21 protein-coding genes are annotated in these 25,818 nt (G+C 65.8%); 12 read left to right on the plus strand and 9 right to left on the minus strand.

The window, feature by feature from the left end:
- Positions 1-49 precede the first annotated feature (49 nt).
- The 6 genes from paoA (at position 50) to JAB4_RS14590 (ending at position 9,180) form a co-directional block, all read left to right on the plus strand.
- The gene (gene paoA / locus JAB4_RS14565; protein WP_070224338.1) at positions 50-706 is read left to right on the plus strand and encodes an aldehyde dehydrogenase iron-sulfur subunit PaoA; all 657 of its coding nucleotides are present in this window, start codon (positions 50-52) and stop codon (positions 704-706) included.
- Positions 703-1,662 carry a xanthine dehydrogenase family protein subunit M gene (locus JAB4_RS14570; RefSeq protein WP_070300446.1) on the plus strand — a complete coding sequence of 320 codons (960 nt, stop codon included), beginning with the start codon at positions 703-705 and terminating at the stop codon, positions 1,660-1,662. Before paoA ends, JAB4_RS14570 begins: the two co-directional genes overlap by 4 nt.
- A 4-nt stretch (positions 1,663-1,666) precedes the next feature.
- Positions 1,667-3,865: an aldehyde oxidoreductase molybdenum-binding subunit PaoC gene (gene paoC / locus JAB4_RS14575; RefSeq protein ID WP_070224340.1), complete on the plus strand. Its 2,199-nt coding sequence runs from the start codon at positions 1,667-1,669 to the stop codon at positions 3,863-3,865.
- Positions 3,866-3,990: 125 nt separating this feature from the next.
- On the plus strand, positions 3,991-5,628 hold the full coding sequence (locus JAB4_RS14580; RefSeq protein ID WP_227741957.1) for a response regulator: 1,638 nt from the start codon (positions 3,991-3,993) through the stop codon (positions 5,626-5,628).
- Positions 5,625-6,653, plus strand: a complete 1,029-nt coding sequence (locus JAB4_RS14585) for an NrtA/SsuA/CpmA family ABC transporter substrate-binding protein (protein WP_070300448.1) — start codon at positions 5,625-5,627, stop codon at positions 6,651-6,653. The genes JAB4_RS14580 and JAB4_RS14585 overlap by 4 nt, the downstream gene beginning before the upstream one ends.
- Before the next feature lie 10 nt (positions 6,654-6,663).
- A complete protein-coding gene (locus tag JAB4_RS14590) occupies positions 6,664-9,180 on the plus strand; it encodes an ATP-binding protein (RefSeq protein WP_070217844.1) in 2,517 nt (838 codons plus the stop codon).
- Positions 9,181-9,357: 177 nt separating this feature from the next.
- Here the strand turns inward: JAB4_RS14590 and JAB4_RS14595 are convergent, their stop codons facing one another.
- The gene (locus tag JAB4_RS14595) at positions 9,358-9,972 is read right to left on the minus strand and encodes a methyltransferase domain-containing protein (RefSeq protein ID WP_070217882.1); all 615 of its coding nucleotides are present in this window, start codon (positions 9,970-9,972) and stop codon (positions 9,358-9,360) included.
- A 166-nt stretch (positions 9,973-10,138) separates the two neighbouring features.
- On the opposite strand from JAB4_RS14595, the gene JAB4_RS14600 reads away from it, so the two are divergent.
- From JAB4_RS14600 to JAB4_RS14610, 3 genes are all read left to right on the plus strand, one after another.
- Positions 10,139-10,657, plus strand: a complete 519-nt coding sequence (locus tag JAB4_RS14600; RefSeq protein WP_070217884.1) for a sigma-70 family RNA polymerase sigma factor — start codon at positions 10,139-10,141, stop codon at positions 10,655-10,657.
- Positions 10,654-11,628 carry a FecR domain-containing protein gene (locus JAB4_RS14605; protein WP_070217847.1) on the plus strand — a complete coding sequence of 325 codons (975 nt, stop codon included), beginning with the start codon at positions 10,654-10,656 and terminating at the stop codon, positions 11,626-11,628. Before JAB4_RS14600 ends, JAB4_RS14605 begins: the two co-directional genes overlap by 4 nt.
- Positions 11,629-11,723: 95 nt before the next feature.
- Entirely contained in the window at positions 11,724-14,105 is a 2,382-nt protein-coding gene (locus JAB4_RS14610; protein ID WP_070217849.1) for a TonB-dependent receptor, read from the plus strand.
- A gap of 51 nt (positions 14,106-14,156) precedes the next feature.
- Here the strand turns inward: JAB4_RS14610 and JAB4_RS14615 are convergent, their stop codons facing one another.
- From JAB4_RS14615 to JAB4_RS14625, 3 genes are read right to left on the minus strand one after another with little or no spacing between them, the layout of a single operon-like run.
- Positions 14,157-16,571, minus strand: coding sequence for a TonB-dependent receptor (locus JAB4_RS14615; protein WP_070217851.1), 2,415 nt, complete (start codon positions 16,569-16,571; stop codon positions 14,157-14,159).
- Between the two features lie 52 nt (positions 16,572-16,623).
- Entirely contained in the window at positions 16,624-17,589 is a 966-nt protein-coding gene (locus tag JAB4_RS14620) for a FecR domain-containing protein (protein WP_070217853.1), read from the minus strand.
- Between the two features lies 1 nt (position 17,590).
- Positions 17,591-18,103, minus strand: coding sequence for a sigma-70 family RNA polymerase sigma factor (locus tag JAB4_RS14625; protein WP_070217855.1), 513 nt, complete (start codon positions 18,101-18,103; stop codon positions 17,591-17,593).
- Between the two features lie 187 nt (positions 18,104-18,290).
- On the opposite strand from JAB4_RS14625, the gene corA reads away from it, so the two are divergent.
- Both corA and JAB4_RS14635 read left to right on the plus strand, forming a co-directional pair.
- Positions 18,291-19,277, plus strand: a complete 987-nt coding sequence (gene corA, locus JAB4_RS14630; protein ID WP_070217858.1) for a magnesium/cobalt transporter CorA — start codon at positions 18,291-18,293, stop codon at positions 19,275-19,277.
- A gap of 301 nt (positions 19,278-19,578) precedes the next feature.
- Positions 19,579-20,547, plus strand: a complete 969-nt coding sequence (locus JAB4_RS14635; protein WP_070217860.1) for an IS1595 family transposase — start codon at positions 19,579-19,581, stop codon at positions 20,545-20,547.
- Positions 20,548-20,566: 19 nt separating this feature from the next.
- Here the strand turns inward: JAB4_RS14635 and JAB4_RS14640 are convergent, their stop codons facing one another.
- Positions 20,567-21,235 carry an alpha/beta hydrolase gene (locus JAB4_RS14640; RefSeq protein WP_070217861.1) on the minus strand — a complete coding sequence of 223 codons (669 nt, stop codon included), beginning with the start codon at positions 21,233-21,235 and terminating at the stop codon, positions 20,567-20,569.
- 189 nt (positions 21,236-21,424) lie between these two features.
- Between JAB4_RS14640 and JAB4_RS14645 the strand changes: the two genes are divergently transcribed.
- Positions 21,425-21,802: a cytochrome c gene (locus tag JAB4_RS14645; protein ID WP_205602388.1), complete on the plus strand. Its 378-nt coding sequence runs from the start codon at positions 21,425-21,427 to the stop codon at positions 21,800-21,802.
- Between the two features lie 57 nt (positions 21,803-21,859).
- Here the strand turns inward: JAB4_RS14645 and JAB4_RS14650 are convergent, their stop codons facing one another.
- The 4 genes from JAB4_RS14650 to JAB4_RS14665 all read right to left on the minus strand — a co-directional run bounded on the left by JAB4_RS14650 (position 21,860) and on the right by JAB4_RS14665 (position 25,797).
- A complete protein-coding gene (locus JAB4_RS14650) occupies positions 21,860-22,324 on the minus strand; it encodes a hypothetical protein (protein WP_070217863.1) in 465 nt (154 codons plus the stop codon).
- Positions 22,305-23,045, minus strand: a complete 741-nt coding sequence (locus tag JAB4_RS14655) for a hypothetical protein (protein ID WP_070217865.1) — start codon at positions 23,043-23,045, stop codon at positions 22,305-22,307. The genes JAB4_RS14650 and JAB4_RS14655 overlap by 20 nt, the downstream gene beginning before the upstream one ends.
- A gap of 76 nt (positions 23,046-23,121) precedes the next feature.
- A complete protein-coding gene (locus JAB4_RS14660; protein ID WP_070217867.1) occupies positions 23,122-23,967 on the minus strand; it encodes a universal stress protein in 846 nt (281 codons plus the stop codon).
- A gap of 24 nt (positions 23,968-23,991) precedes the next feature.
- On the minus strand, positions 23,992-25,797 hold the full coding sequence (locus JAB4_RS14665) for an alpha/beta fold hydrolase (RefSeq protein WP_083287081.1): 1,806 nt from the start codon (positions 25,795-25,797) through the stop codon (positions 23,992-23,994).
- Positions 25,798-25,818 lie beyond the last annotated feature (21 nt).

Consider the following 25,818-nt stretch of genomic DNA (forward strand, 5'->3'; position numbering starts at 1 on the left):
GGCCTGCATGCGCCCACCCAGCCAGTCCACAGCCAGGAGGAAGCGCGAGATGACAGATTGTAATCACATCAATGCCGGCAGGCGCGGCTTGCTGATCGCCGGTGCGCTGTCGGCCACGGCGGTGGCCGTGCCCGGCGTGACGGGGGCGGCCGAAGCGGCCCATGGCGCGGCCCAATCCGGACAGGCGCCGCCCGTCCTGATGAAGGTCGGCCTGAACGTCAACGGCCGGCGCCACAGCCTGGAACTCGACACGCGCACCACCTTGCTCGACGCCTTGCGCGAACATTTGCAACTGACGGGAACCAAAAAGGGCTGCGACCACGGCCAGTGCGGCGCCTGCACCGTCATGCTCGACGGCCAGCGCATCAATGCCTGTCTGACCCTGGCCGTGATGCATGACGGCGCGAAAGTCACCACTATCGAGGGGCTGGGCACGCCGGAGAAACTGCATCCGATGCAGGCCGCCTTCATCGCGCATGACGGTTATCAATGCGGCTACTGCACCCCGGGGCAGGTCTGTTCGGCCGTCGCCGCGCTGGGCGAGATCCGCCAGGGCATCCCCAGCCACGTCAGCGCGGACCTGAACGCGGCCCCGCAAGCGACGCCCGAAGAATTGCGCGAACGCATGAGCGGCAATATTTGCCGCTGCGGCGCCTATTCCAACATCATCGAAGCCATCACCGAGGTGGCGGGGAGGCCCGCATGAGAGTGTTCAGCTATCAAAAGCCCGCCACGCCGGCCGAAGCGGCGGCCGCCGCCTTGACTACGCCGGGCGCCCGCTTCATCGCGGGCGGCACGAATCTGCTCGATCTGATGAAACTGGAAATCGAGACGCCCGCGCATTTGATCGACGTCAATGGCCTCGCGCTGGACAAGGTGGAGACGACGAAGGACGGCGGCTTGCGCATCGGCGCCCTCGTGCGCAACACGGCCCTGGCCGCGCACGCCACGGTGCGGCGCGACTATGCCGTGCTGTCGCGCGCCTTGCTGGCCGGCGCCTCGGCGCAATTGCGCAACAAGGCGACGACGGCCGGCAACCTGCTGCAGCGCACGCGCTGCCCGTATTTCTATGACACGAACCAGGCGTGCAACAAGCGCGTGCCGGGCAGCGGCTGCTCGGCCATAGCCGGCTTCAGCCGGCCGCTGGCCATCCTGGGCGGCAGCGAGGCGTGCATCGCCACGCACCCGAGCGACATGGCCGTCGCCATGCGCGTGCTCGACGCCGGCATCGACACGGTGCGGGCCGACGGCAGCACGCGCAGCATCCCCATCGCCGACTTTTACCGCTTGCCGGGCAGTACGCCGCAGCTGGAAACGGTGCTGCAGCCGGGCGAATTGATCACCAGCGTGACCTTGCCCCGGCCTATCGGCGGCACGCACGTCTACCGCAAGGTGCGCGACCGCGCCTCGTACGCGTTCGCGCTGGTGTCTGTCGCGGCGATCATCTTGCCCGATGGCACCGGCAGGCTGGCCCTGGGCGGCGTCGCGCCGCAGCCGTGGCGGCTTGCCGCCGCCGAGCAGGCCATGCCCGCTGGCGCGGCCGCCGTGAGCGAACGCCTGCTGGCCGGCGCCAGGCCGACGGCCGATAACGGCTTCAAGCTGATCCTGGCGCAGCGCACCGTGGCGTCCGTCCTGGCGCAAGCACCAGCGAAGAAAGGCTAGAGCGATGAAATTCACGACACCTGCGACCACCAATCCCATCGACCAGCTGAAGGTCGTGGGGCGCCCTACGGACCGCATCGACGGCCCCCTGAAAACCACGGGTACGGCGCCGTACGCGTATGAGCAGAACAAGGCCGCGCCGCATGCCGCCTACGGTCACGTCGTCGGCGCGGCGATTGCCAAGGGGCGCATCGCTTCGATCGACACCAGCGCCGCGCGCCGCGCGCCCGGCGTGCTGGCCGTGGTGACGGCGGAATCGGCGGGCAAGCTGGGCAAAGGCAAGATGAACACGGCGAAGCTGCTGGGCGGGCCGGACATCGAGCATTACCACCAGGCCATCGCGCTGGTGGTGGCGGAAACGTTCGAGCAAGCGCGTTCGGCCGCGCAGTTGCTCGATGTCAAGTATATCGAGCAGCCGGGCGCCTTCGATTTGGCCAAAGCAAAGGGCACGGCGGCCAAGCCGAAGGACGGCAAGCCCGACAGCAAGACGGGCAACTTCGCCGGCGCCTTTGCGAATGCGCCAGTGCGGCTGGACGCGACCTATACGACGCCTGACCAGTCGCACGCCATGATGGAGCCGCACGCCTCGATTGCCGCCTGGGAGGGGGATAAATTGACGGTGTGGACGGCGAACCAGATGGTGGACTGGGGCCGGGGCGATCTGGCCCGCACCCTGGGAATGCCGAAGGACAAGCTGCGCATCGTCTCGCCCTACATCGGCGGCGGTTTCGGCGGCAAGCTGTTCGTGCGCGCCGAAGCGCTGTTGGCGGCCCTGGGGGCCCGGGCGGCGCAGCGTCCCGTCAAGGTCGCCCTGACGCGGCCCATGATGATCAACAACACGACGCACCGGCCCGCCACCATCCAGCGCCTGCGCCTCGGCGCCACGCGCGACGGCAAGATCACGGCCATCGGCCATGAATCGTGGTCCGGCGACCTGAAGGGCGGTCAGCCGGAAACGGCCGTGATGCAGACGCGCCTGCTGTACGCGGGGGCCAACCGCATGACGGCCATGCGCCTGGCCGTGCTCGACTTGCCAGAAGGCAACGCCATGCGCGCGCCGGGCGAGGCGCCGGGGCTGATGGCGCTGGAAATCGCCATGGACGAGCTGGCGGAGAAATTGAACATGGACCCCATCGTCGTGCGCATCCTGAACGACACCAAGGTGGACCCGGAAAAACCGGGCCGGCCGTTTTCCCAGCGCCGCCTGATCGACTGCCTGCGCACGGGCGCCGTGGAATTCGGCTGGAAAGAGAGAGCAGCGCAGCCGGGCATGCGGCGCGACGGCCGCTGGCTCGTGGGCATGGGCGTGGCGGCCGCTTTCCGCAACAACCTCGTCATGCAGTCCGCCGCCAGGGTGCGTCTCGATGGCAACGGCATCGTGACCGTCGAGACCGACATGACGGATATCGGCACGGGCAGCTATACGATCATCGCGCAGACGGCGGCGGAAATGCTGGGCGTGACCTTGAACCGGGTCGTCGTGCGTCTGGGCGACTCGGATTTTCCCGTCTCGGCCGGTTCGGGCGGGCAGTGGGGCGGCAACAGCTCGACGGCCGGCGTGTACGCTGCCTGCGTGCGCCTGCGTCAGGCCATCGCCGGCAAGCTGGGCTTTGATGAAAAGGAGGCGCGCTTTTCCGATGGGCAAGTCAGCCAGGGCGAACGCAGCGTGCCGCTCGCCGCCGCCGCCGCCCATGGCGACGTCGTCGCGGAAGACCATATGGAATACGGCGAGCTCGATAAAAAATTCCAGCAATCGACGTTCGGCGCGCATTTCGTCGAAGTGGGCGTGGACAGCGACACGGGCGAAGTACGCGTGCGCCGCATGCTGGCCGTGTGCGCGGCCGGCCGCATCCTGAACCCGAAATCGGCGCGCAGCCAGGTGATCGGCGCCATGACCATGGGCGTGGGCGCGGCCCTGATGGAGGAACTGGTGGTCGACCGGCGCCGCGGCTTCTTCGTCAACCACGACCTGGCCGGCTACGAAGTGCCCGTGCACGCCGACATCCCGCACCAGGACGTGATCTTCCTCGATGAAACGGACCCCATGTCCTCGCCCATGAAAGCCAAGGGCGTGGGCGAGCTGGGCATCTGCGGCGTGGCGGCGGCCGTCGCCAACGCCGTCTACAACGCGACGGGCGTGCGCGTGCGCGACTATCCGCTGACCCTCGACAAGTTGCTGCGCGGACTGCCCGTCATGAGCTGACATCTGCCCGGCGCCGGCGCGCGCGTGACAAAGCGTGTATTTTTGGTAATTTCCAGATGCTATGCTCGGAACGCATGCTGCGGGGCAAGTTCCCTCTCCGCAAGGCCATGCCGCCAGGAGAATGCATGAACAGATCATCAATGCCGCCCCGGATACTGATCGTCGATGACGAGCTGGCGCACGTGCGCGCCCTGTGCGACACCTTGCGCGGCCAGGCGTACGACACGACGGGGCTCGCTTCGGGCGAGGCGGCGCTGGCCCTGCTGGCCGTCGAATCGTTCGACCTGCTGCTGGTCGACCTGATGATGCCGGGCATGAACGGCATCGCCGTGGTGGAAGCGGCGCGCAAGATCGATCCGGACCTGGCCTGCATCATCATGACGGGCGAAGGCACGATCGCCTCGGCCGTGCAAGCGATGAAGGCGGGCGCGCTCGATTACGTCGTCAAGCCGTTCAAGGTGTCGGGCATCCTGCTGATACTGGCGCGGGCGCTGGAGACGCGCCAGCTGCGCATCGCCAATGCGCGCCTGGAACTGCTGCTGCGCCAGCACACGGCCGAACTCGACGCCATGAACCGGGATTTGCGGCTGGCCCGCGAAGTGGCCGAGCGGGCGAACGAGGAAAAGACCAATTTCCTGGCCAGCATGAGCCACGAGCTGCGCACGCCGCTCAACGCCATCCTCGGCTTTTCGCAGATGCTCACGTCCGACTCCATCCCCTCGACGGCACAGGAAAAGAAAACCTTTGCCTCGCACATCTTCGGCGCCGGCCGGCATTTGCTGACCTTGATCAACGATATCCTCGACATCGCCAAAATCGAGTCGGGCAATATGGCGCTGTCGATGGAGTCCGTGGGCCTGGCCGGCATTTACCACGAATGCTGGCAAATGATGGAGCCGCTGGCGCGCAAGCGCGGCATCACCTTGACGTTCGTCGAAGCGGGCAGCGTGCACGTGCTGGCCGACCGCACGCGCCTCAAGCAGGTGCTGCTCAACCTGCTGTCGAACGCCGTCAAGTACAACCGCGATCAGGGCGAGATCCACGTCGATTGCCAGCCCGTCGATGCACGGCAGCTGCGCCTGTCCGTGCGCGACACGGGCGGCGGGCTGAGCGCCGCGCAGCTGGAGGTGCTGTTCCAGCCCTTCAACCGCCTGGGACGCGATGGGCGCGACGAGGAGGGCACGGGACTGGGGCTGGTGGTCAGCAAGCGCCTGGCCGAAGCCATGCAGGCGACCATAGGCGTGACCAGCACGCCCGGGCGCGGCAGCACTTTCTGGCTCGATATCGACAGTTGCCCCGCGCGCTACCCGCTGCAGGAAAGCCCGCGCCTGTCGGCCCTTGCCCGGCCCGCTGAATCGATGCCCCTGCCGGAGCGCAAGACGCTGCTGTATGTGGAAGACAATCCCCTGAACGTGACCCTGGTGGCGGGCTTGGTGCATTTTCGCCCCGATCTCGACCTGCTGTCTGCCGGCGACGGGCAGACGGGCCTGGACATGGCGCGCCGCCACCTGCCGCAGCTGATACTGATGGATTGCGACTTGCCCGACATCAGCGGCACGCAAGTCATGCAGCTGCTGCGTGCCGATGCCCGCACCGCACACATTCCCGTCATCGCGCTGACGGCCGTGGCCGGACCCGGCGATATCCGCCAGGGGCTGGCGGCGGGCTTTTTCCGCTATCTGACCAAGCCGATCGACGTGGCGGCGTTTTCCGAGGCCGTCAACAGCGCGCTGGAGTCGGCCACGGCGCAGTGCAACGCATGAACGGCCCGGCGCCGGCGCGGCGGACGGTCTGGCTGGCGGCCGCACTGCCGCTGCTGGCGCTGGCCGCCGTGGCCGTCTGGCGGCTCGCTGCCCGTCCCGCGCCGCCGTCCGGCCCCGTGGAAGTGCTGCGCCTGGCCGTGAATGCGGAGTATGTGGGCAGCTGCCCCGTGCTGGCCGCGCACGCGCAGGGCGATTTCGCGCGCGAAGGCATCGACGCGCTGGTGCAGCCGTATTCGTCGGGCAAGGCCTCGCTGGAAGCCGTGCTGCAGGGCAAGGCCGACCTGAGCACGGTGTCGGATATTCCCGTGGTGCTGGCCAGCCTGCAGAACCAGTCCGTCGTCATCATCGCCAGCATCTTCGAGGCCGAGCGCGACCACGGCATCGTGGGGCGCCTGGACCGCGGCGTGTCCACGCCCGCGAGCCTGAAGGGCAAGCGCATCGGCGTCACGTTGGGCACATCCGGCCAGTTCACGCTCGAGGCCTTTTTGAACCGCCAGAAGCTGCTGCCCGCCGAAGTCAGCGTGCGCAATTACGCGCCGGACCAGCTGGCCGGGGCGCTGGCGCGGGGCGAGGTCAATGCGGCGGCAGGCTGGGAACCGTTCCTGACGGGCATGACGCACGCCATTGCCGGCAATGCGGCCATCTTCTATGGCGAAGACGTGTATGCGGGCCTGTTCAACGTGGCCGGCACGGGCGGCTATGTGCGCAGCCACCCGGCGACGATGCGCAAGGTGCTGCGCGCACTGATCGCCGGCGCGCGCTTTTGCCGGGACGAGCCCGATGCCGCGCGCGCGCTGTTTGCCAAGGCGTCGGCCAGCGAGGCGCAGCGCCTGCAGGCGGCCTGGCACGGTTATCAGTTCGGCATCGTGCTCGACCAGCGCTTGCTGCTGGCGCTCGAAGACGAGGCGCGCTGGGCCATCAAGAACCGCCTGGCCGGGAACGGCGAGATGCCGAACTTCCTCGATGCCGTCTACCTGGACGGCCTGGAAGCCGTGGCGCCGTCTGCCGTGACGGTCATCCATTGAGAAGGCCACCGTGAAAATCGTCACGCGCTTCAAGCTGGCAGAACTGTTTTGCGTGCTGCTCGTGGCCATCATCGTCGCCGTGCTGTTCTCCACCAGCATGGCGATGCAGCGCGAACTGGCGAAGAACAAGGCGGCGGCCGATATCCTGCAAGCCGTCACGTCGCTGCGCTACCTGTCGATCGAATATGCGCTGCACCATGGCGCGCGCACGCGGGCACAGTGGCAGCTGCGCAGCGAGTCGCTGTCCACCGGCTTGCTGGCCACGCCGGCCTTCGCCGCCGGCGAGGAGCGCGCGCTGCTGCGGGAATTGCGGCGCGACCTGGCAAGCGTGGACGGCCTGTTCGAGCTGTTTGTCGCCAATCACCGCGAGCTGGGTCAGGACCCGCAGCGGCGCGAGGTGCTGGGCGAGCTGGAGTCGCGCCTGTCCGGCCAGATCATGGGCAAGGTGCAGGGTATGATCGCCGATGCGATGCGGCTGTCCGCATTGAGCCGGCAAGGCGTGCTGGACGCCCAGCAGCAGGCCAACGTGGCCGTGATACTGTTCGGCGGCATGATCATCGTGCTGGTGGCCGGTTTGATCTATTTCACCATGACCAGCGTCACGGGGCCGCTGGAGAAGCTGCGCCAGGGCACCCTGATCGTCGGCGAAGGCAAGCTCGATTTTGCGCTCGGCGTGCATACCAGGAATGAAATCGGCGACCTCGCACGCGCCTTCGACGGCATGACGGAAAAGCTGCGCCGCACCACCGTCTCGCGCGACGAACTGGCGCAGGCGAATGCGGCCCTGGAAACGCAGATACAGGAACGTCAGCTGGCCGAGCGCAAGGTGCATGAACAGCTTGAGCGCCTGAACCTGCTGCAGCAGATCACGCGCTCGATCGGCGAGCGGCAGGATTTGCGCAGCATTTTCCAGGTGGTGGTGCGCAGCCTGGAAGAGCAGCTGCCCATCGATTTCAGCTGCATTTGCCTGTATGAACCGTCCGAACACGCGCTGCAGGTGATGTGCGTGGGCGTGCGCAGCGAGGCGCTGGCGCTATCGTTCATGATGGGCGAACACGCGCACATTCCCATCGACGAGAATGGCCTGTCGAGCTGCGTGCGCGGCAAGCTCGTGTATGAAGCCGACATCGCCGACGTGGCGTTCCCGTTTCCGCAGCGCCTGGCGCAAGGGGGGCTGCGCGCCCTCGTCATGGCCCCGCTGCCGGCCGAAAACACGGTCTTCGGCATCCTCATCGTGGCGCGCCGCGCCGCGCACAGCTTTACCAGCGGCGAGTGCGAATTCCTCAGCCAGCTGAGCGAACACGTGGCGCTGGCCGCCAACCAGGCGCGGCTCTACGGCGCGCTGCAGCGCGCGTATGACGATTTGCGCCAGACGCAGCAGTCGGTAATGCAGCAGGAGCGCCTGCGCGCGCTGGGGCAGATGGCCAGCGGCATCGCGCACGATATCAATAACGCCATTTCCCCCGTGGCCCTGTACACGGAATCGCTGCTGGAGACGGAAACCAATCTCAGTCCGCAGGGCCGGCATTGCCTGGAAGTGATCGAACGCGCCATCGACGACGTGGCAGCCACTGTGGCGCGCATGCGCGAATTCTACCGCCAGCGCGAACCGCAACTGGCGCTCTCGCCCATCGACGCGAACCTGGTGGTGCAGCAGGTGCTGGACCTGACGCGCGCGCGCTGGAGCGACATGCCGCAGCAGCGCGGCATCGTCATCGCCCTGCACACGGAGCTGGCGCACGGCCTGCCCATGCTGCCGGGCAGCGCGGGCGAGCTGCGCGAAGCGCTGACGAACCTGGTCTTCAACGCCGTCGACGCCATGCCGGAAGGCGGCACCCTGAGCGTGCGCACCAGCTGCGCCGACGTGGCGGGCGAGGCGGCGCGGCAGGTGCGCATCGAAGTAGCCGACACGGGCATTGGCATGGACGACAATACGCGCCGCCGCTGCCTGGAACCGTTTTTTACCACCAAGGGCGAGCGTGGCACGGGTCTGGGCCTGGCCATGGTGTACGGCATGATGGAGCGCCATGGCGCCAGCATCGACATCGTCACGGCACCGGGGCAGGGCACGGCGGTGCGCCTGGTTTTTCCCGCCTGCGCCGCCGACGAGGGGCAGCAAGCGCCCGACATGGCCCATCTTGTGCCGCCGCGCCTGCGCATCCTCGTGGTGGACGACGACCCGATGGTGCTCAAGTCCCTGCGCGACATCCTAGAAATCGATGGCCACGAGGTGGTGTCGGCCGATGGGGGCCAGGCCGGCATCGATAGCTTCCTGGCCGCGCGCGACAGGCACGAGGATTTTGCCGTGGTCATCACGGACCTGGGCATGCCCCACGTGGACGGGCGCAAGGTGGCCAGCGCCGTGCGCCAGTGCTCGCCGGCCACGCCCATCATCATGCTCACGGGCTGGGGTCAGCGCCTGGCCGCCGACAGCGACTATCCCGAGCACGTCAACTGCGTGCTGGGCAAGCCGCCCCGGCTGAAGGAATTGCGGCGTGCCCTGAATGCGGTCATGTCGACGGTTTAGAGCCTATCCCAGTAGGGAGCGTCTTCTGCTGGCAGTTCATCAGGAGTGCGGACAAGGCGTGAGGAGGACGCGTGGCGAGCCACGCGACGACGATCAACGCAGTCCCCGCTTCCGAGGGGCGCCAGCAGGGGATGTATTCATCTACTGGGATAGGCTCTTAGCCTGCTGCGGCCTCCGTCACCGCTCGAAGACCAGCCAGGACCAGCTGACTCCCGCCTGGCGATTCTGCTGCTGAACGGATGGCGCCTGCGCACTCAGAACGACTGCGAGATGGTGGCGTGCCGCAAGGTCTATCGTTTCACTGGCAGAGACGTCAAAGATGCGCCGGTTCTCCGGGGCGGGGCCATGCCTGAGCGACATGACGAGCAGCGCGCCGGGCTTGAGCAACTGGCTGATGTTTTCCATCGCCGCGCTTCTTTCTTCCGCTGCAAGATGCATCCAGACGGCAGTGAGGAAAACCAGGTCGAACCTGGTTTCGCGCGCCGTCATCACTGACAGCGCGGGCAGGCTGTCGTCCACCCACTCGATATCGGGCGAGGCATGCGCCTGTATGCCCGCTTCCCGGAACGCGGCGACGGGCTCCACTGCCACCACCTTGTGCCCCAGGCTCGCCAGCCACGCCGAATCGGCGCCTGTGCCGGCACCGATGTCGAGCACGGCGCCTGCCCGGCGTGGCAGCAGGTGGCTGACCACTTTGTATTTATCAGCGGCGATCACGCCGGCATACCGGGTGATCAGCTGTCCGGCATTGTCGGCATATCCTTCGGTGCCCGGGACTGGGGATGCATGCATGCGATGGCGAGTGTCCAATGGGATGGAGGTCAAATCAACACCCTGCGCGCGGCGCGTGCGATCGGTGGTGTTGCCTGCGTAGGACAACTTTAGCAAAATTGCGCGACATCTTCCAGTCCCTGCCATATAATGAGAATCATTATCATTTATGTCGCCGGATCCGCTCTTGTCTGCCTTTTCTTTTCCCCCGAATGACGCCGCCTTGGCCGCCAGCCTCTTTACGGGCCACCAGGGCTGGCTGCTGCAGCGCTTGCTGTTGCGCTTGCGTAATCGGGCGGAAGCCGAGGATGTGGTGTCGGAAACCTTTGTGCGCGTGCTGCATGCGGGAAGATTGTCCGCCATCCGCGAGCCGCGCGCCTACCTGACGACGGTAGCGAAAAGCATCTTGCTGCAGCAGTGGCGGCGGCGCGATATCGAGCAGGCGTATCTGGAGACCCTGGCGCTGCTGCCCGATGCCGTCCAGCCGTCGCCGGAGGAACGCGCCGTGCTGCTCGAAGCGCTGGAACGCCTGTCGCGCGCGCTCGAGACCCTGTCCGCCAAGGCCCGCAGCGCTTTTCTGATGAGTCAGCTCGACGGCTTGACGTATGCGCAGATCGCCGCCCGCCTGGGCGTGTCGGCCAGCATGGTGCGCCAGTACATGGCGCAGGGCTTGCGCTGCTGCCTGGCGGTGGCGGACGCGGCATGAGCGTTGCTTCGTCCGTCCAGGATGCCGCCATCGGCTGGCTGGTCGAACTCAGCTCGGGCGAAGCGGACGAAGGACAACGCCAGGCCTTCGCCCGCTGGCTGGCCGCCGATGCGCGCCATGCGGCCGCTTGGCGTACGTTGGGGCAGGCTGTCGAGCACAGCGTCGGCCCGCTGCAGGCAGCGGGCGGGGCGGCGGCCGTCGGGCACACCCTGGCGCGCGCCGCGCGGCACGATGACCAGCGGCGCCAATGGCTGCAGGGCGTCCTGTGCCTGGCGGGCGCGGCGTTCGGCGGCGCCTGGCTGCTGCGCGGCAGCCCGTTTTTGCCGGACTGGAGCGCGGACCTGCACACGGCCACGGCCCGGCGGGGCCGCTACACGCTGGCTGATGGCAGCGTGCTGACCCTCGACGCCCGCTCCTCGGCCGATACGGATGTCCGTCATGAACACCGGCAAGTCGCCTTGCGCCAGGGCCAGTTGCTGGCGCGCGTGGCACCTGTTGCCAACGCGCCGTTCGTGCTGCGCAGCGCGCATGGCACGGTGACGGCGCTGGGCGGCGAGCTGATGCTGCGGCGCGAAGCGCGCGGCACCGTGGCGCTGGCCGTGCGGGGCGATCTCGACGTGCGTCCGGCCGGCAAAGGCCTGGCGCGCGTGCTGCGCCAGGGCCAGGCGGCGCGGTTTGACGAGGATCGATTGACCCTGCTGCCCGGCATGGCGGCTGGGCAGGCGACGGCGTGGGAGCAGGGCATGCTGGTGGCTGTCGATGAGCGGCTGGGCGACGTGGTGGCCGCCTTGCGCCCGTACCGCCACGGCTACATCGACATCACGGCGCAGGCGGCGGCGCTGCGCGTGTCCGGCAATTATTCGCTCGACGACAGCGGCGCCACCCTGCTGGCCCTGGCCGAAACCCTGCCCTTGACCTTGCGCCAGGGCCCTGGGGGCTGGTGGACGGGACTCGACCTGAAGACAAGCTGACATATTTTTTGCGCCGGCACTGTCACTTTCGGCGCGCCGCGACTCATACCTGGTGTAGCCCCACTTTTCCTTCACCATCAAGATAGAGTCCCAGCATGCCACCATTGTTGATGCGCCAGATTCCCCTGGCTGTAATGTTACTTTCCTGCGCCGCGCCCACCGTCCTGGCGCAGACGCCACCGGCCCACGTCGCGTCGGCCACCATGCGCTACGATGTGCCGGCGCAGCCCCTCAATGCCAGCCTGATCGCCATTGCCAGCCGTGGCGGCGTGCGCATTTCCATCGATGCGGACCTGGCGCGCGGCGCCAGCGGAGCGGCCGTGCAGGGCGATTTCACGGCGGAGCAAGCCTTGCGCCGCGCCTTGCAGGGCACGCGGCTGGCCCTGCTGAAGACGGACAGCGGCGTGTATACCGTGCAAAGCGCCGCGCAAGCCGCGCCGCAGGCCGCCGCCCAGCTGGAGGTGACCATGCCGGAAGTGGTCATCACCACCAACTACCTGGGCCAGGTGACGGAGGACACGGGTTCCTACACGACGGGCGCCGTCAGCACGGCGAACCGCCTGGTGCTGTCGCCGCGCGAGACGCCGCACGCGGTCAGCGTGGTGACGCGCCAGCAGATGGATGATTTCGGCCTGGTGCAGCTGAGCGAGGTGCTCAATCACACGCCGGGCGTGTATGTGCAGCACATCGACAGCGAGCGCACGATTTATTATGCGCGCGGCTTTTCGCTCGACAATTTCAGCTACGACGGCTTGCCGTGGACGCGCGACGCCTCGCTGAACCTGGGCGAATCGCTGGCCAATATGGATCTGTACGACCGGGTCGAGGTGCTGAAGGGCGCGAATGCGCTGATGAGCGGTGCCGGCACGCCGGGCGCCACCGTCAACCTGATCCGCAAGAAACCCACGCGCGAATTGCGCGCGCTGGCCGACCTGTCGGCCGGATCGTGGAGCAATTACCGCGGCATGGCGGACGTGGGCGGTCCCCTGAACGCCAGCGGCAGCGTGCGCGCGCGCGCCGTCGCGTCCTACCAGGACAAGCACTCGTTCGTCGACCGCTACCAGCGCCGCTCCGAACTGGCGTACGGCACGCTGGAGGCGGATCTGTCGCCGCGCACCTTGCTGACCGTGGGCGCCGACTACCAGCACACGGTGCCGCGCAATAGCGACTGGGGCGGCGCACCGCTCTTCGACGCGGACGGCAAGCGTTTCACCATGCCCCGCTCGTTCAACGGCGCGCCCACCTGGAGCACGCAGCAGACGGAGGCCAAATCCGTCTTCGCTTCGCTCGAGCACACCTTCGACAATGGCTGGCTGGCCAATTTGCGCCTGATCCACCAGGCCAACGCCCTGTATGCGCCCGTCGCCTACCTTGACGGTTTTCCGAAGGCGGACGGCAGCGGCACGGCCGTCACGGCGCGCCAGTACAACAGCGATGCCACCAGCAATGGCCTGGACGTGTACGCCAAGGGCCCGTTTTCCCTGCTGGGCCGCACGCATGAACTGGTGGTGGGCGCGAACGCCTACCGCAAGCAATCGGACGACGTCTTCAGTCCGTATACCTTCATCAAGGTCGACAATATCTATACTTACCGTGGCGTCGTGCCGGAGCCGCAGTGGGAACTGGACACGGCCCGCGAAGTCATCCGCCAGAAGGCCGTGTACGCGACGGGCCGCTTTTCGCTGCCGCAAGGCGTGCACGTGATTCTGGGCGGCCGCCTGTCGTCCTACGTCAACCCCACGGCCGATATCGACGAGTCGTCCATCTTCACGCCGTATGCGGGCCTGACGTGGGACTTCGCGCCGAATTTGACGGCGTTTGCCAGCTATAGCGACATCTTCAGTCCGCAAAACAGCCGCGACGTCGACAACAGGACCCTGGACCCCGTGCTGGGCAAGAATATCGAGGCGGGCGTAAAGGGCGTGTTCCTCAACGGCCGCCTGAACGCCAGCGCGGCCGCCTTCGAGGTGCGGCAGGACAACTTCGCCGAGTCCGTCGATGCGGTCAACAAGGTGACGGGCATGGACGCCTACCGCGCCGTCGACGGCGTGCGTTCGCGCGGCGTGGAACTGGAAGTGTCGGGTCAGCTGATGCCGGGCTGGCAGCTGCAGGCCGGCTACACGCACAAGGTGGCGCGCGATGCGGGCGGCAAGGTCAATACCCTGGCGCCCGAAGACCAGCTGAGCCTGTACAGCACCTGGCAGCCGATACCGCGCCTGACCGTGGGCGGCGGCGCCCGCTGGCAATCGCGCACCTGGCAGCAGACCCGGGCCGTGCGTGGCGGCTTGACCACTGTGCACCAGGGCTCGTATGCCGTGTTCGATGCCATGGCACGCTACCAGCTATCCGGCCGCCTGGCCCTGTCGTTCAACCTCAACAACCTGACCGACCGCGCTTACTATGGCATCAGCACGGGCCGCAGAGTCAGTTACGGCGACCCGCGCAATGCGATGCTGAGCCTGAATTACAGCTATTGACGTGATTGATGTAGAGCAAGCCGGGCGCATGCCGCCCGGCTTGTGCGCGTACTAAAAACGGTACGTCAACGTCCCCCGCACACTGCGCGGCGCGCCATACGTGCCTTGCGCATAGGTGTTGATGTTGATGTATTTCTTGTCGAGCACGTTTTCCACGTTCAGCTGGGCCGTCAGCTGGCGTGACAGCTGGTACGTGGCCATCAGGCTGACCGTGCTGTAGGCTTGCTGCGTGACGCGCTCCTTGCCGTTCGGGCCCGCATCGTCAAAGTAGAACTTGCTTTGCCAGTTGACGCCGCCGCCCACGGTGAGGCCGGGCTGGACTTTCCAGGTGGTGAACAATCGCGCCGTCGAGCGGGGCGACAGGGTGTTGATATCCTGCTGTTCACTGTCCTTGGCGCGGAAGTGGCTGGCGCTGGCCGTCACGTTCCAGCCTGGCGCCAGGCGGCCCGACAATTCCGCCTCGATGCCGCGGCTGGTGGCGCCGCGCGCCGCGTAATACGCTTGCGTGGTGGTGCCGGGGACCCGGTGTGCGCCGTCCGGCTGGGCCAGCTTGTCCTGCTTGATCTCGAAGAGGCCGATGGAGCCGTTGGCCTGGCCGCCGGCCAATTCCCCCTTCACGCCCACTTCCATGCTCTGGCCCGTCAGCGGGTCCAGCCAGGCGCCTGCGCGGTCCTGGTTTTCCTGCGGGCGGAAGATGTCCGTGTAGCTGGCATACATCGAATACGTGTCGTTCAGGTCCACCACCAGGCCCGCGTAGGGCACGAACTTGCTTTTGGCGAAGGCAAAGCGGGCGCTGCCGTCAAAGCCGATGCGGTCCTTGTCCCAGCGGCTCAGGCGTCCGCCGACGATCAGTCTGGTGCTGTCGGCCAGGTTCAGGCGCGCCGCGCCATACGCGCCGTATTGTTTCGTCGTGTATTTTTCCGACAGCACGGGCTCGCCCCAGGCCGGCTGCGTGTAGCTGCCATCCCAGGCGAGGAAATTGCCGATCGGTTCGGGATCGAGCGCTTCCTTGACGCTGAATTCGGCGTGCTGCACGGTGTAATTGGCGCCCACGATGGCTTCATGTTCGCGTCCGCCCAGGGTAAATGGCCCGGACAGTTTCACGTCGGCGCTGCTCTGGTCGCGCGAGCCGATGTAGCGGTTCGGGTAGCCCAGCATGCCCAGGCCCGTGGTGCGGTCGGGCCGCTCGGCCAGGAACAGCAGCGGCGTGTCTTCCGTGTGCTTGCTGTACATGGCTTGCGCCTGCGCCTTCCAGCCCTGGCCCAGCGCGTGTTCCAAGGTGGCGTGCACGTTGGTCTGCTCGGTGGCCCAGGCGGCCCAGCGGGGCGCCGTGGTGACGGAACGGTCGAAATCGGTGCGCGAACCGTCGCTGTACCACAGGGGGAAGCCACCCCAGTTGCTGCCTTTCGGGTCGTTCTTCTGGTAGCTGGCGCCCACCATGATCACGCTGCCGGGCGCCAGGTCCGCCTCGGCGGTGGCGTAGACGAGCTGGCGCTGGTTCGAATAGCCATTCGTAAACGACTTGCGGTCTTGCCAGGCGCCAGCGATCCTGCCGCGCACGGAGCCGTCTGCGTTCAGCGGCGCGGCCAGGTCGACGGTACCCCGGTAATCGCTCCAGGAGCCGGCCGCCAGCGACCATTGCCCCTCGAACTGCCTGGCGCTGGCCCGCTTGCGCACCAGGTTGATCGAGGCGGACGGGTAGCCGGCGCCCGTCAGCAAGCCCGTGGCGCCCCGCGTCACTTCCACGCGGTCGTAGATCAGCGAATCCATTTCCGATTCGCCGCCCGAATACTGCACCTTATACGTGGTGGGCACGCCGTCGTACTGGAAATTGTCGACGTCGAAGCCGCGCGCGGAAAAGGTGCTGCGCTCCGTGTCGAACTGGTTGACGGCGATGCCGGGCGTATTGCGCAGCACGTCGCGCACCGTCAGCAAGTCCTGGTCATCCATGCGCTGGCGCGTGATGACGCTGACCGATTGCGGCGTTTCGCGCAAGGACAGCACCAGTCCGGTGGCGCTGGCCGTGGCTGGCGTCGTGTACGAATGCGTCCCTTCCGTGCTGGTGCTGCGCTCGGCCGTGGCGCGCACGGCGATGCCGGGCAGGGTGGTTGCCTCGCTGGCGGACGGCAGCCTGCGCACGGCGTAGTGGCCGCCGCCCTGGTCGACCGCAATGAGGCCGCTGCCGTCGAGCAGGCGGGCAAAGCCGTCGGACACCTGGTAATTGCCGCTCAAGCCCCGGCTGTTCAAGCCGGCGTACAGGCTGGCGGCGCCGGAAATGCTGACGCCCGCCTCGGCCGCAAAGGCGGACAGGGCGGTACTGAGGGGACCGGCTGCCACCTGGTAGTGGCGCGCGGGCGCTTCCTGATGCTGGGCGAATGCGGGCGGCGTCAGGGCCAGGCTGCCCAACAAGGCCAGGGTCATACTGGTGTTGCGGTAGTGCTTCATTGCTTGTTTCCCTTCGTTCATGTGTTGGTCCTGTGTGGATTGACGGGGCACATGCGCGAAAGGGACATTTTTTTTAAAATATTGATGCGGGTTCGATGGAAATCCACCAGCGGCTGTGGCGCTGCACGCGGATGGGCAGCGATGCTTGTAATAGTGATAATAATTGATCCGTATCATGCAATTGGTACACGCCCGACACGCGCAGCCGCGCCACGGCCGGGTCGCAGCGCACCACGCCGTGGCGGTAGCGGCTCAGCTGCGCCAGCACGTCGGCCAGCGGCGTGTCGTCCGCGTACAGCAATCCCTTGGTCCACGTGGACGCATGCGGCGCCAGCGGCTGCTGTGCGCTGGCCGCCGCTTCGTCGAAGCTGGCTTGCCAGCCCGCCTGCACGATGACGGGCAAGCCTTTCGCGGGCCGCACTTCGACGGCGCCCTGCGAAACGGCCACCTGGGTGCGCGCGCCGAACAGGCTGTCTTCCTGGCGCACCGTGAAGCGCGTGCCGAGGGCACGGATGCTGCCGTTGCTGGTGCGCACGATGAACGGACGCTGGCGCGGATCGGGGCTGGTCGCCACGTGCAGTTCGCCGGCGCGCAGCTGGACCAGGCGCAGCGCGTCGCTGAAACCGAGGTCGGCGGCGCTGGCCGTGTTCAGGCTCAAGGCGCTGCCATCGGGCAAGGTGAGATGGCGGATTTCGCCCGTTGCCGTGCGCAGGTCCGCCGTCCATGCCTGCCACGGCGGCACTTTCAGCATGGCCCAGCCGCCTGGCCCGGCGGCGATCAGCAGGGCCAGGGTTTTCAGGGCGGCGCGGCGCGGCGCGCCGGACGGACGGTCGAGCACCGGCATGGCCAGCGGCGGGGGCAGCATGCCGAAGGTGCGGCAGACTTGCTCGGCCCGCTGCCAGGCAGTTTCATGGTCGGGGTGGGCGGCGCGCCAGCGGGCCAGGCCCTGCTGCGCATCAGCGTCCAGTTCGCCTCCTTGCAGGCGCATCATCCAGTGCGCCGCCACGCGCGCGGCGCGCGCATCGAGGGTTGCGCCCATGTCAGGCCAGCAGCAGGATGCATTGCTCGAACGCCTGCACCATATAGCGCTTGACGGTGCGCTCGCTGATGTTCAGGCGCGCGGCGATGTCCGCATACGCCATGCCTTCCAGCTGCGACAGCAAAAAGGCCGTGCGCACCTTCGTGCCCAGGCCATCGAGCATGGCATCGATCTGGTGCAGCGTTTCCAGGATCAGCAAACGCTCCTCCGCCGATGGCGCGGCGGGTGCGGGCAGCTGCGCCAGGGTGGCCAGCCAGGCTTGCTCCAGCGACTGGCGGCGGTAGTGGTCGATGAGCAGGCGCCGCGCCACGGTGGTCAGGTAGGCGCGCGGTTCGCGCAGAGTGGCGGCAGGTTCGCCAGGCGTGGCCAGCAGCTTGACGAAGGTATCCTGCGCCAGGTCGGCCGCATGATCGGTGCAGGACAATTTGCCGCGCAGCCAGCGCAGCAGCCAGGGATGGTGCTGGCCATACAGCAGTGCGACAGGATCGGCGGCAGGGGATACGGCATACGTCACGGCACACTCCAGTTGGCGCGGAAGTCCCGTGCCGCTGGCGCATGCAGGCCCTTCTTAAATGCGAATGGTTCTCATTTTACATTGACGCGCCCGAATGTCAATGCGCTGGCTCAGTTGGCATGGCCATCATGGCATTTCCGCTATACTGGCCCCCCAATAATATTGCCGCCACCAGCCGAAAATCACCATGGACCTCAGTACCCACGCCGCCGTCGTCAATTGCGAAGCGTATCGCGACGGCAGGAAGATCGCCCACTTCGACATCGACAAGGTGGGCGACTTTCTTGGCGACCCCGATTGTTTCGTCTGGATCGGCATGGCCAGCCCCGACGCCACGGCCATGCAGGCGCTGCAATCGGCCTTCGGCTTGCACGAACTGGCCGTCGAGGATGCGCAGGGCGCGCATGAGCGGCCCAAGCTGGAAGAGTACGGCGACACGCTGTTCATGGTGATGCACACGGCCACTCTGGACGGCGACGCCATCGTCTACGGCGAAACCCACGTCTTTCTCGGCCCCCGCTTCATCATCACGGTGCGCCACGGCCCTTCGGCCGGCTATGCGAAGCTGCGCGAGCGCAAGGAAAGCGTGCCCGAGAAGCTGGCCAGCGGCCCCGGCTACGTGCTGTATTCCATCATCGATTTCATCGTCGACCAGTACCAGCCGTGCATCGACCATTTGCAGGCCCGCTTCCAGCACTATGAATTGCAGCTGTTTAAGCCCAGCCTGAGCGAAGACAAGCTGCAGGATTTCTACCAGCTCAAGACGGAGCTGCTCAAGCTCGATGCGGCCGTCAATCCCCTGCACGACATCTGCACCCAGCTGATCCGTTTTCATGGCGACATCGTGCCCAAGGAAAACCGCATCTATTACCGCGACATCCTCGACCACGTCAAACGCGTCACGCACACGGCGGGGCAGATGCGCGAGCTGGTCAATTCGGCCATGCAGGTGGCGCTGGGGCAGATTTCGATCCGCCAGAACGAGGTCGTCAAGCGCCTGGCCGCCTGGGCCGCCATCCTGGCCGTGCCCACCATGGTCTTCAGCCTGTACGGCATGAACTTCGAATTCATGCCGGAACTGAAGTGGCGCGGCAGCTATCCGGCCGTGATCGTCGTCATCATCGCCGGCTGCTGCTGGCTGCACCGGCGCCTGAAGCGCGAAGGGTGGCTGTAGCGGCAGAAGGCCGGCATGCAAATATTGGAGAGTTTTGCCGCGCAATCAGCTGCTACGATGAAGTGGCATGGCAATGCGGTTGACGGCAGGTGGCTGAACCTCCTTGGCGTGGATAGCGGTCCGGCCGGCGCTGTACCCCAGAGCTGCCGGTGCGGACCACATTGCCTGTCCGGCGCCAAAGGCTCCTGGTTTTCAGGAGCCTTTTTTTTTGGAGCTCTGTCCCCGACAAATAGGGGAACTCAAGGAATCTTCCCCAGCCCCGGCTGTCTGACTGTGTATCGCAGACAAACGGGAACCATCCATGCAGCCAGCCGAATGGAAAACCTTCATCGCCCAGTTCGCCGTACTGAACCGTCGCCAGCGTCAGGCGAGCACTGCTCTGCTGCGCGGGGCAGGATCGCAGAACGCCGCCGTGGCACTGATCGAAAGCGTGGCCCGGCAGCGGTTACACTGTCCCGCCTGCAACAGCAGCCATGCGCATCGGCACGGTCATGCGCACGGACTGCAGCGCTACCGTTGCGTGCCGTGCGGGCGCACCTTCAATGCGCTCACCGGCACACCGCTGGCCCGCTTGCGCCACAAGACCTTGTGGCTCGACTACGCCGACTGCCTGCTCGAATCGGCTTCCGTGCGCAAGGCGGCAAGCCAGCTGGGCGTGCACCGCAACACCGCCTTTCGCTGGCGCCACCGGTTTTTAAGCCTGGCCAAGACGGACCGGCCCCATTGCCTGCATGGCATCGCCGAAGCGGACGAGCTGTATGTGCTGGAGTCAGAAAAGGGCGCGCGGCATCTGACGCGTCCGGCGCGCCGCCGTGGCGGCCATGCCCACAAGCGCGGCATTTCCAGTGAACAAGTCTGTATCCTGGTGGCGCGCGACCGCACGGGACAAACCCGCGATTTCGTCGCGGGAAAAGGGGCGCTGACGAAGGCGCAGCTGCATGCCTGCCTGCCACCGGTGATCGACAAGGACATCTTGCTGATGACCGACGACCACGCTGCCTATCGCGCCTTTGCCAAGGAAGCGGGAATCAGCCACCAGGCCGTCAATGTGCGTGCCGGCATCCGCGTGCAGGGCGCCGCGCATGTACAGAACGTCAATGCATATCACAGCCGCCTGCGGGCATGGCTACGCTCCTTTCACGGCGTGGCGACGCGCTATCTGCCGAATTACCTGGGCTGGCGCTGGATACTGGACGCCGGGCGCATCCGCTCCCCGGAAACATTATTGAAGGCAACATTGGGCGAGTTTCCACATTTGACGGTGACATAGCCTTTTTTGCCCGTGCCGCCTATGCCTGCGCCACCGCGCTTGCCGCCTCCAGGATCAGCGCCGCCACCTCCACGGGACGCGAGGCCAGCGACGCATGGCTGGCGTTGAGCGTGATGACTTTGCGCGCTTGCAGGCGCACCGCCATGCGCTCCTGGTTGACGGGGGAAATCATGCGGTCGGCGCTGGAAACCTGGTACCAGCTGGGCTTATGCTTCCAGGCCGGGTCGTTGACGGTGTCGCCGAAGGTGCTGGCCAGCGGTGCCTTCTGCACCACGCCCAGCACGGCGCCTTCTTCCGCGTCGAGGTCCTGGCAAAAGCTGTCATGGTATTGCTCGGGTTTGACCCACAGATAGCCGTCGCTGTCGCCTTCCAGATTGGCCGCACCCAGGGGCGGGTGTTCCTGCGTGATGCTGCCCGGGCTTTCGCCCGCATCGGGGGCGAAGGCGGCGATGTACACGAGGCCCGCCACATTCGGCGCATTGCCGGCCACGCTGATGACGGCGCCGCCATAGGAGTGTCCTACCAGCAACACCGGGCCATTTACTTGCGCCACCATCTTGCGCGTGCGCTCGGCGTCGTCGGCCAGCGAGGTCAAGGGAAGTTCGACGGCGCGGATGGCCGTGTGGCCCTGCCGGCGCAATTCGACGATGACGCGGCTCCAGTGGGTGGCGCCGACGGGGTGCGACACAGGCCGCGCGGCCCGTCAACAGGCGGCCGCGCAGTGTCCAGCCTGGCTATTCTAGGCCGTTCCCCGGCTGCAAGCATCGCTTGTCGAATGAGCAATCCCGGTTAAAATATGATCTGGAGCGTTGCAGCGGCACTCACCGGGTTTGCCCTGCACCAGCTCCGGTTGATATCAATAACAAACTACATGACAATGAAATTAGTATTCACCGCTACGCTGGGCCTTTTATCGCTGCTTCGCACATCGTCTTCCTTCGCGGAGAATGTGAATGGAAAAAATCTCTACATGCAGCGATGCGCCGTGTGCCACGGAGCCGAAATCAGAGGAACAGGGCCGTTGGCGAATAAAAGCAATCCCCGTACCCCCGATCTGACCACCTCCGCTTTCAAGAAACGGCTCAATGATTATCCCGGCGTGATCGTCTCGTCGGTCATCCTTCGTCCGAATGGCGACCTGATTCCGAAAACCTTGAAAGAAAATGGCGTCAAGATTGCGCCGCACGCCTGGAGCGTGCAGGATTTTCGCGATCTGAATCAATACATGAGCGGCGTGATTTTAAAAAACCGGTGATGCGGCGATGAGCGGCGGGCATGGCAATCCGGAGCCATTCCGAATTGTCGACATGGCCTATTCTTTTGCCGCGGTTGCCCACGTCGTATCCGCAAATTTGCTGGCATGCGCCTTGGTCATGTCGGCAATCTTCAACGCCGTTATTTTAAACACCATGCCTGCTGGCGAGAAAGTGAATATCAAGGCCACGCCACAGCCTTCCTGCGAACTTGAGTATCCCTCATATAGTGTGGGGTCGGCCGAGTTCATCACTTTTTTTTCGCCACGAAAATAGCCGTCCACATACACCAGGACGTCTTTGCGTTCTTCCGCCAGGTAGGTCGCGAAGAACGGCGCTCCGAGCACGGCAATGATGTCATTGGAATTCCTGGCATTTTTCGGCAATTCAAAGCCCTTCAAGGGCCTGCCGACGGTGGTTTCTTCACATGCGCTGGTCGTTGCCGCATACGTATGCGGCACAACGACGCTCAATGCGCCGATGAGTGCCAGCGACAGTTGCCATTTATTTTTTTGAAAGACCATATAGCCGCATTCCCTTGTCAAAAGCTTGTTGTACATCGTGCATGCCGGACGTCGCCAGTTCATAGCCGCTTGACATGGCGTGCCTGCGCTGCTCGGGCGTACCATGATGGTCGCGATCGTTGAAGTTGGTATCGCCCATGGCGAAAAATTCCTGCTTTAATTCTTCATACGCAATTTTCATTCGTTGGCCTTTCATCCCCATGTACCAGCCGGCCAGAAAGTCCGCGTGTAGCTCCGATGGCGTGACGGGGGATGGAAATATCAGGCCCTGTTTGAATTGCAATACGTGGGCCCACTCATGTGCGATGACGCCGCCCATTGCCCCTTCCCACACTTCAGGGAATTTTTGCGGAATTTTTTTGTCCTCGACCGGGTTCAAGGTCCCGCTCATGCGGTGCAGCATGCGGATCCCGAACATGACGCGATAGACGTCATGGCCCGGAGAGGCATAGGCATTCGCACCATCCAGATCGTTAATAAAACCAAAGTCCGCGCGAACGCCAAATGTGCTGGCGAGTTCTTCGATTTCATTCTTCACCCCTGAATCGACGCGAAACAGGCCACTTTCTTCCATTTTAAGGCGGTTTTCCCACATGGCGCCGCCTTTTGTCGCGCTGACAAAGCAGCCAGTATCAAGGTGATTGCCGGGGCTTGCAGAACTGGCGCCAGTGCTTGCGGCCAAAGCCAAGGCCAGGTGGAAAGTCAAATAGTGTCTGAACATGCGTTCGCCAAGTTTGTTATTGATTGCCAATCATATTACATGATCAGTTCATGATGAAAAATTACCGCACTGCGCCCTAGTGCGACACCAGCACCGGTAACGTCATCTCTTGCAGCACCGTGCGCGTGACGCCGCCCAGCAGCGCCTCGCGCAGGCGCATGTGGCCGTAGCAGCCCATCACGACCAGGTCGCAGTGCCGCTGGGCCGCCATGGCCAGCAGGGCCGTGCCCACGTCCTGGCCCGGCGGCGTGTCGTGCTGCAGCACCTCGACGTTGACGCCGTGGCGCGCCAGGTACAAGGCCAGGTCGGCGCCCGGCTGCTCGCCGTGCGCGGCCGGCTGGGCGTGCGAATTGACGACGGCCAGGGTCACTTGCCGGGCCCGCTGCAGCAGCGGCAGCGCATCGGTGATGGCGCGCAGCGCTTCGGCGCTGCCGTTCCAGGCCAGCAGCGGATGCTGCGCGATGGCCGCTGGCGCGGCGCAAGGCGCGTGCGGCACCATCAGCACGGGCCGGCCGCAATGGAGCATCAGGTATTCGGCCGTGCCGGCGATGACGCGCGACGGCGTATCCTGCGCATCCGTCTGGCCCAGGATCAGCAGGTCGCAATAGCGCGCCTGCAGCAGCAGCGCGCCTTGCGCATCGTCGTCGACGAAGCGCGTTTCGTAGGTGCCCAGGCCTTCCTCGCGGGCAATGCGCTCGAAGTCGTGCAATGCCTCGCTGGCCTGGGTGCGCAGCGCCTGCATCTGCGCCGGTGCAAACTGCAGCGCGTTGACGCCGCCGCCATAAGCGTAGCGCGAAATGCCGCTCATGGCCGAGCCGATCAGGTGCGCGCCTTCGGCAACGGCCAGGCGCACGGCCAGGCGGATGCGCTGGGCGCAATGGCGGGAATTGTCGACGTGGACCAGCAGGGTGGTGTAGGGCATGGCGTTTTCCTCGGTTGTTGGTTGTCAGGTCTGCAGCACGTAACTGCCCGGCGCATCGCCCAGGTCGGGTCCCATGGCCGGCGGCGCCGCTTGCGCGCCCGGGCGTTCTGCCAGCCAGGCTTGCCAGGCGGGCCACCACGAACCGTCATGGTGCGCCACCTCGCGCTGCCAGCTGTCCGCGTCGATGTAGGGCGCGTCGTGGCGGTGCGTGGCCAGCTGGTAGCTGCGGTGCGGCTGGCCCGGCGGCGAGACCACGCCCGCATTGTGGCCGCCCGAGGTGAGCAAAAAAGTGACGTCCGTGTCGGTCAGCAGCTGCAGCTTGTAGACGGAGCGCCACGGCGCCACGTGGTCCGTCAGTGTGCCGACGGCGAAGACGGGCGCCTTGATGTCGGGCAGGGCGATGTGGCGGCCCGCCGTGCGGTAGCGCCCTTCGGCCAGGTCGTTGTGCAGGAACAGACGGCGCAGGTATTCCGAATGCATGCGGCAGGGCATGCGCGTGGCATCCGCATTCCAGGCCATCAGGTCGCTGTCCTGTTCGTCGAGGCCAAGCAGATAATGGCGCAGCTGGCGCGACCAGATCAGGTCGTTCGAGCGCAGCAGCTGGAAGGCGCCCGCCATCTGTTTCGTATCGAGATAACCCTGCTTCCACATGGCCGCTTCCAGGAAACTGACCTGGCTCTCGTCGATGAACAGCGACAGTTCGCCCGGTTCCTTGAAGTCCACTTGCGAGGCCAGCATGGTCAGGCTGGCCAGGCGCATATCGCCGTCGCGCGCCATTGTCGCGGCGGCGATCGCCAGCAGGGTGCCGCCCAGGCAATAGCCGGCCGCGTGCACCTGCGGCGCGCCCGTGATGCGGATGACGGCGTCGAGCGCCTCCATCACGCCCAGCTGACGGTAGTCTTCCAGCGACAGCTCGCGGTCTTCTTCCAGCGGATTTTTCCAGGAAATCATGAACACCGTGTGGCCCTGGCCCACCAGGTAGCGCACCAGCGAATTGTGCGGCGACAGGTCGAGAATATAGAACTTCATGATCCATGCCGGCACGAACAGCAGGGGCGTCGCATGCACCCGGGCGGTCGCGGGCGCGTATTGGATCAATTCGATCAAGTCGTTGCGGTAGACCACCTTGCCCGGCGTGACGGCCACGTTCACGCCCACTTTATACGTGCGCCGGTCGGGCGCATGCGCGCCCATGGCGGCGCGCTGCCAGTCCTCGGCCGCGTGGATCATGCCGCGCGTCAGGTTGGCGCCGCCGCTTGCCAGGGTGGCTTGCTGCACCACGGGATTGGTCAGCAGGAAGTTCGACGGCGCCAGCATGTCGAGCCACTGGCGCACGGTGAACGTGACGACATCCTCGTGGTGCGGCGCGACGCCGCGCACGCCCGTGGTGGCGCGGTGCCACCATTGCTGCTGCAGCAGGAAGCCCTGGTAGACCAGGTTGTAGGGCCAGCGCCGCCAGGCCGGGTCTTCGAAGCGCCGGTCCTGCGGCAGCGGCGCGATGCACGGCGGCTCGGCGGCGCCGCCAGCGATGGCCGATTGCATGGCGTACTGTTGCCAGCGGCCGATCTTCTTCCACGCTTCCTGCAGCAGGGCTTGCTGCTTTGATGGCGCCAGCGCCAGATGGCTGAGCCAGTCGGCATAGGCGTTGCCCAGCGCGGCCGGCGAAATACCGCCCGTAAACTTGCCCAGCCAGGCATTCAGCAGCAGGTCCAGGGTGGCGCCTTCCGGCGCGCTTTCCGGGTAGTCGGGCGCCGGTACGCCTTGCCAGGCGCTGCCCAGGCGCTCATGTTCCACGTTGTGCTGCGCATCGCTCGGCTGCGTCTTGCTCATCCACGGCTCCTGTCATTTTTT

The organism is Janthinobacterium sp. HH102 (assembly GCF_001758625.2).
In the GTDB taxonomy this organism is placed as follows: domain Bacteria; phylum Pseudomonadota; class Gammaproteobacteria; order Burkholderiales; family Burkholderiaceae_D; genus Janthinobacterium.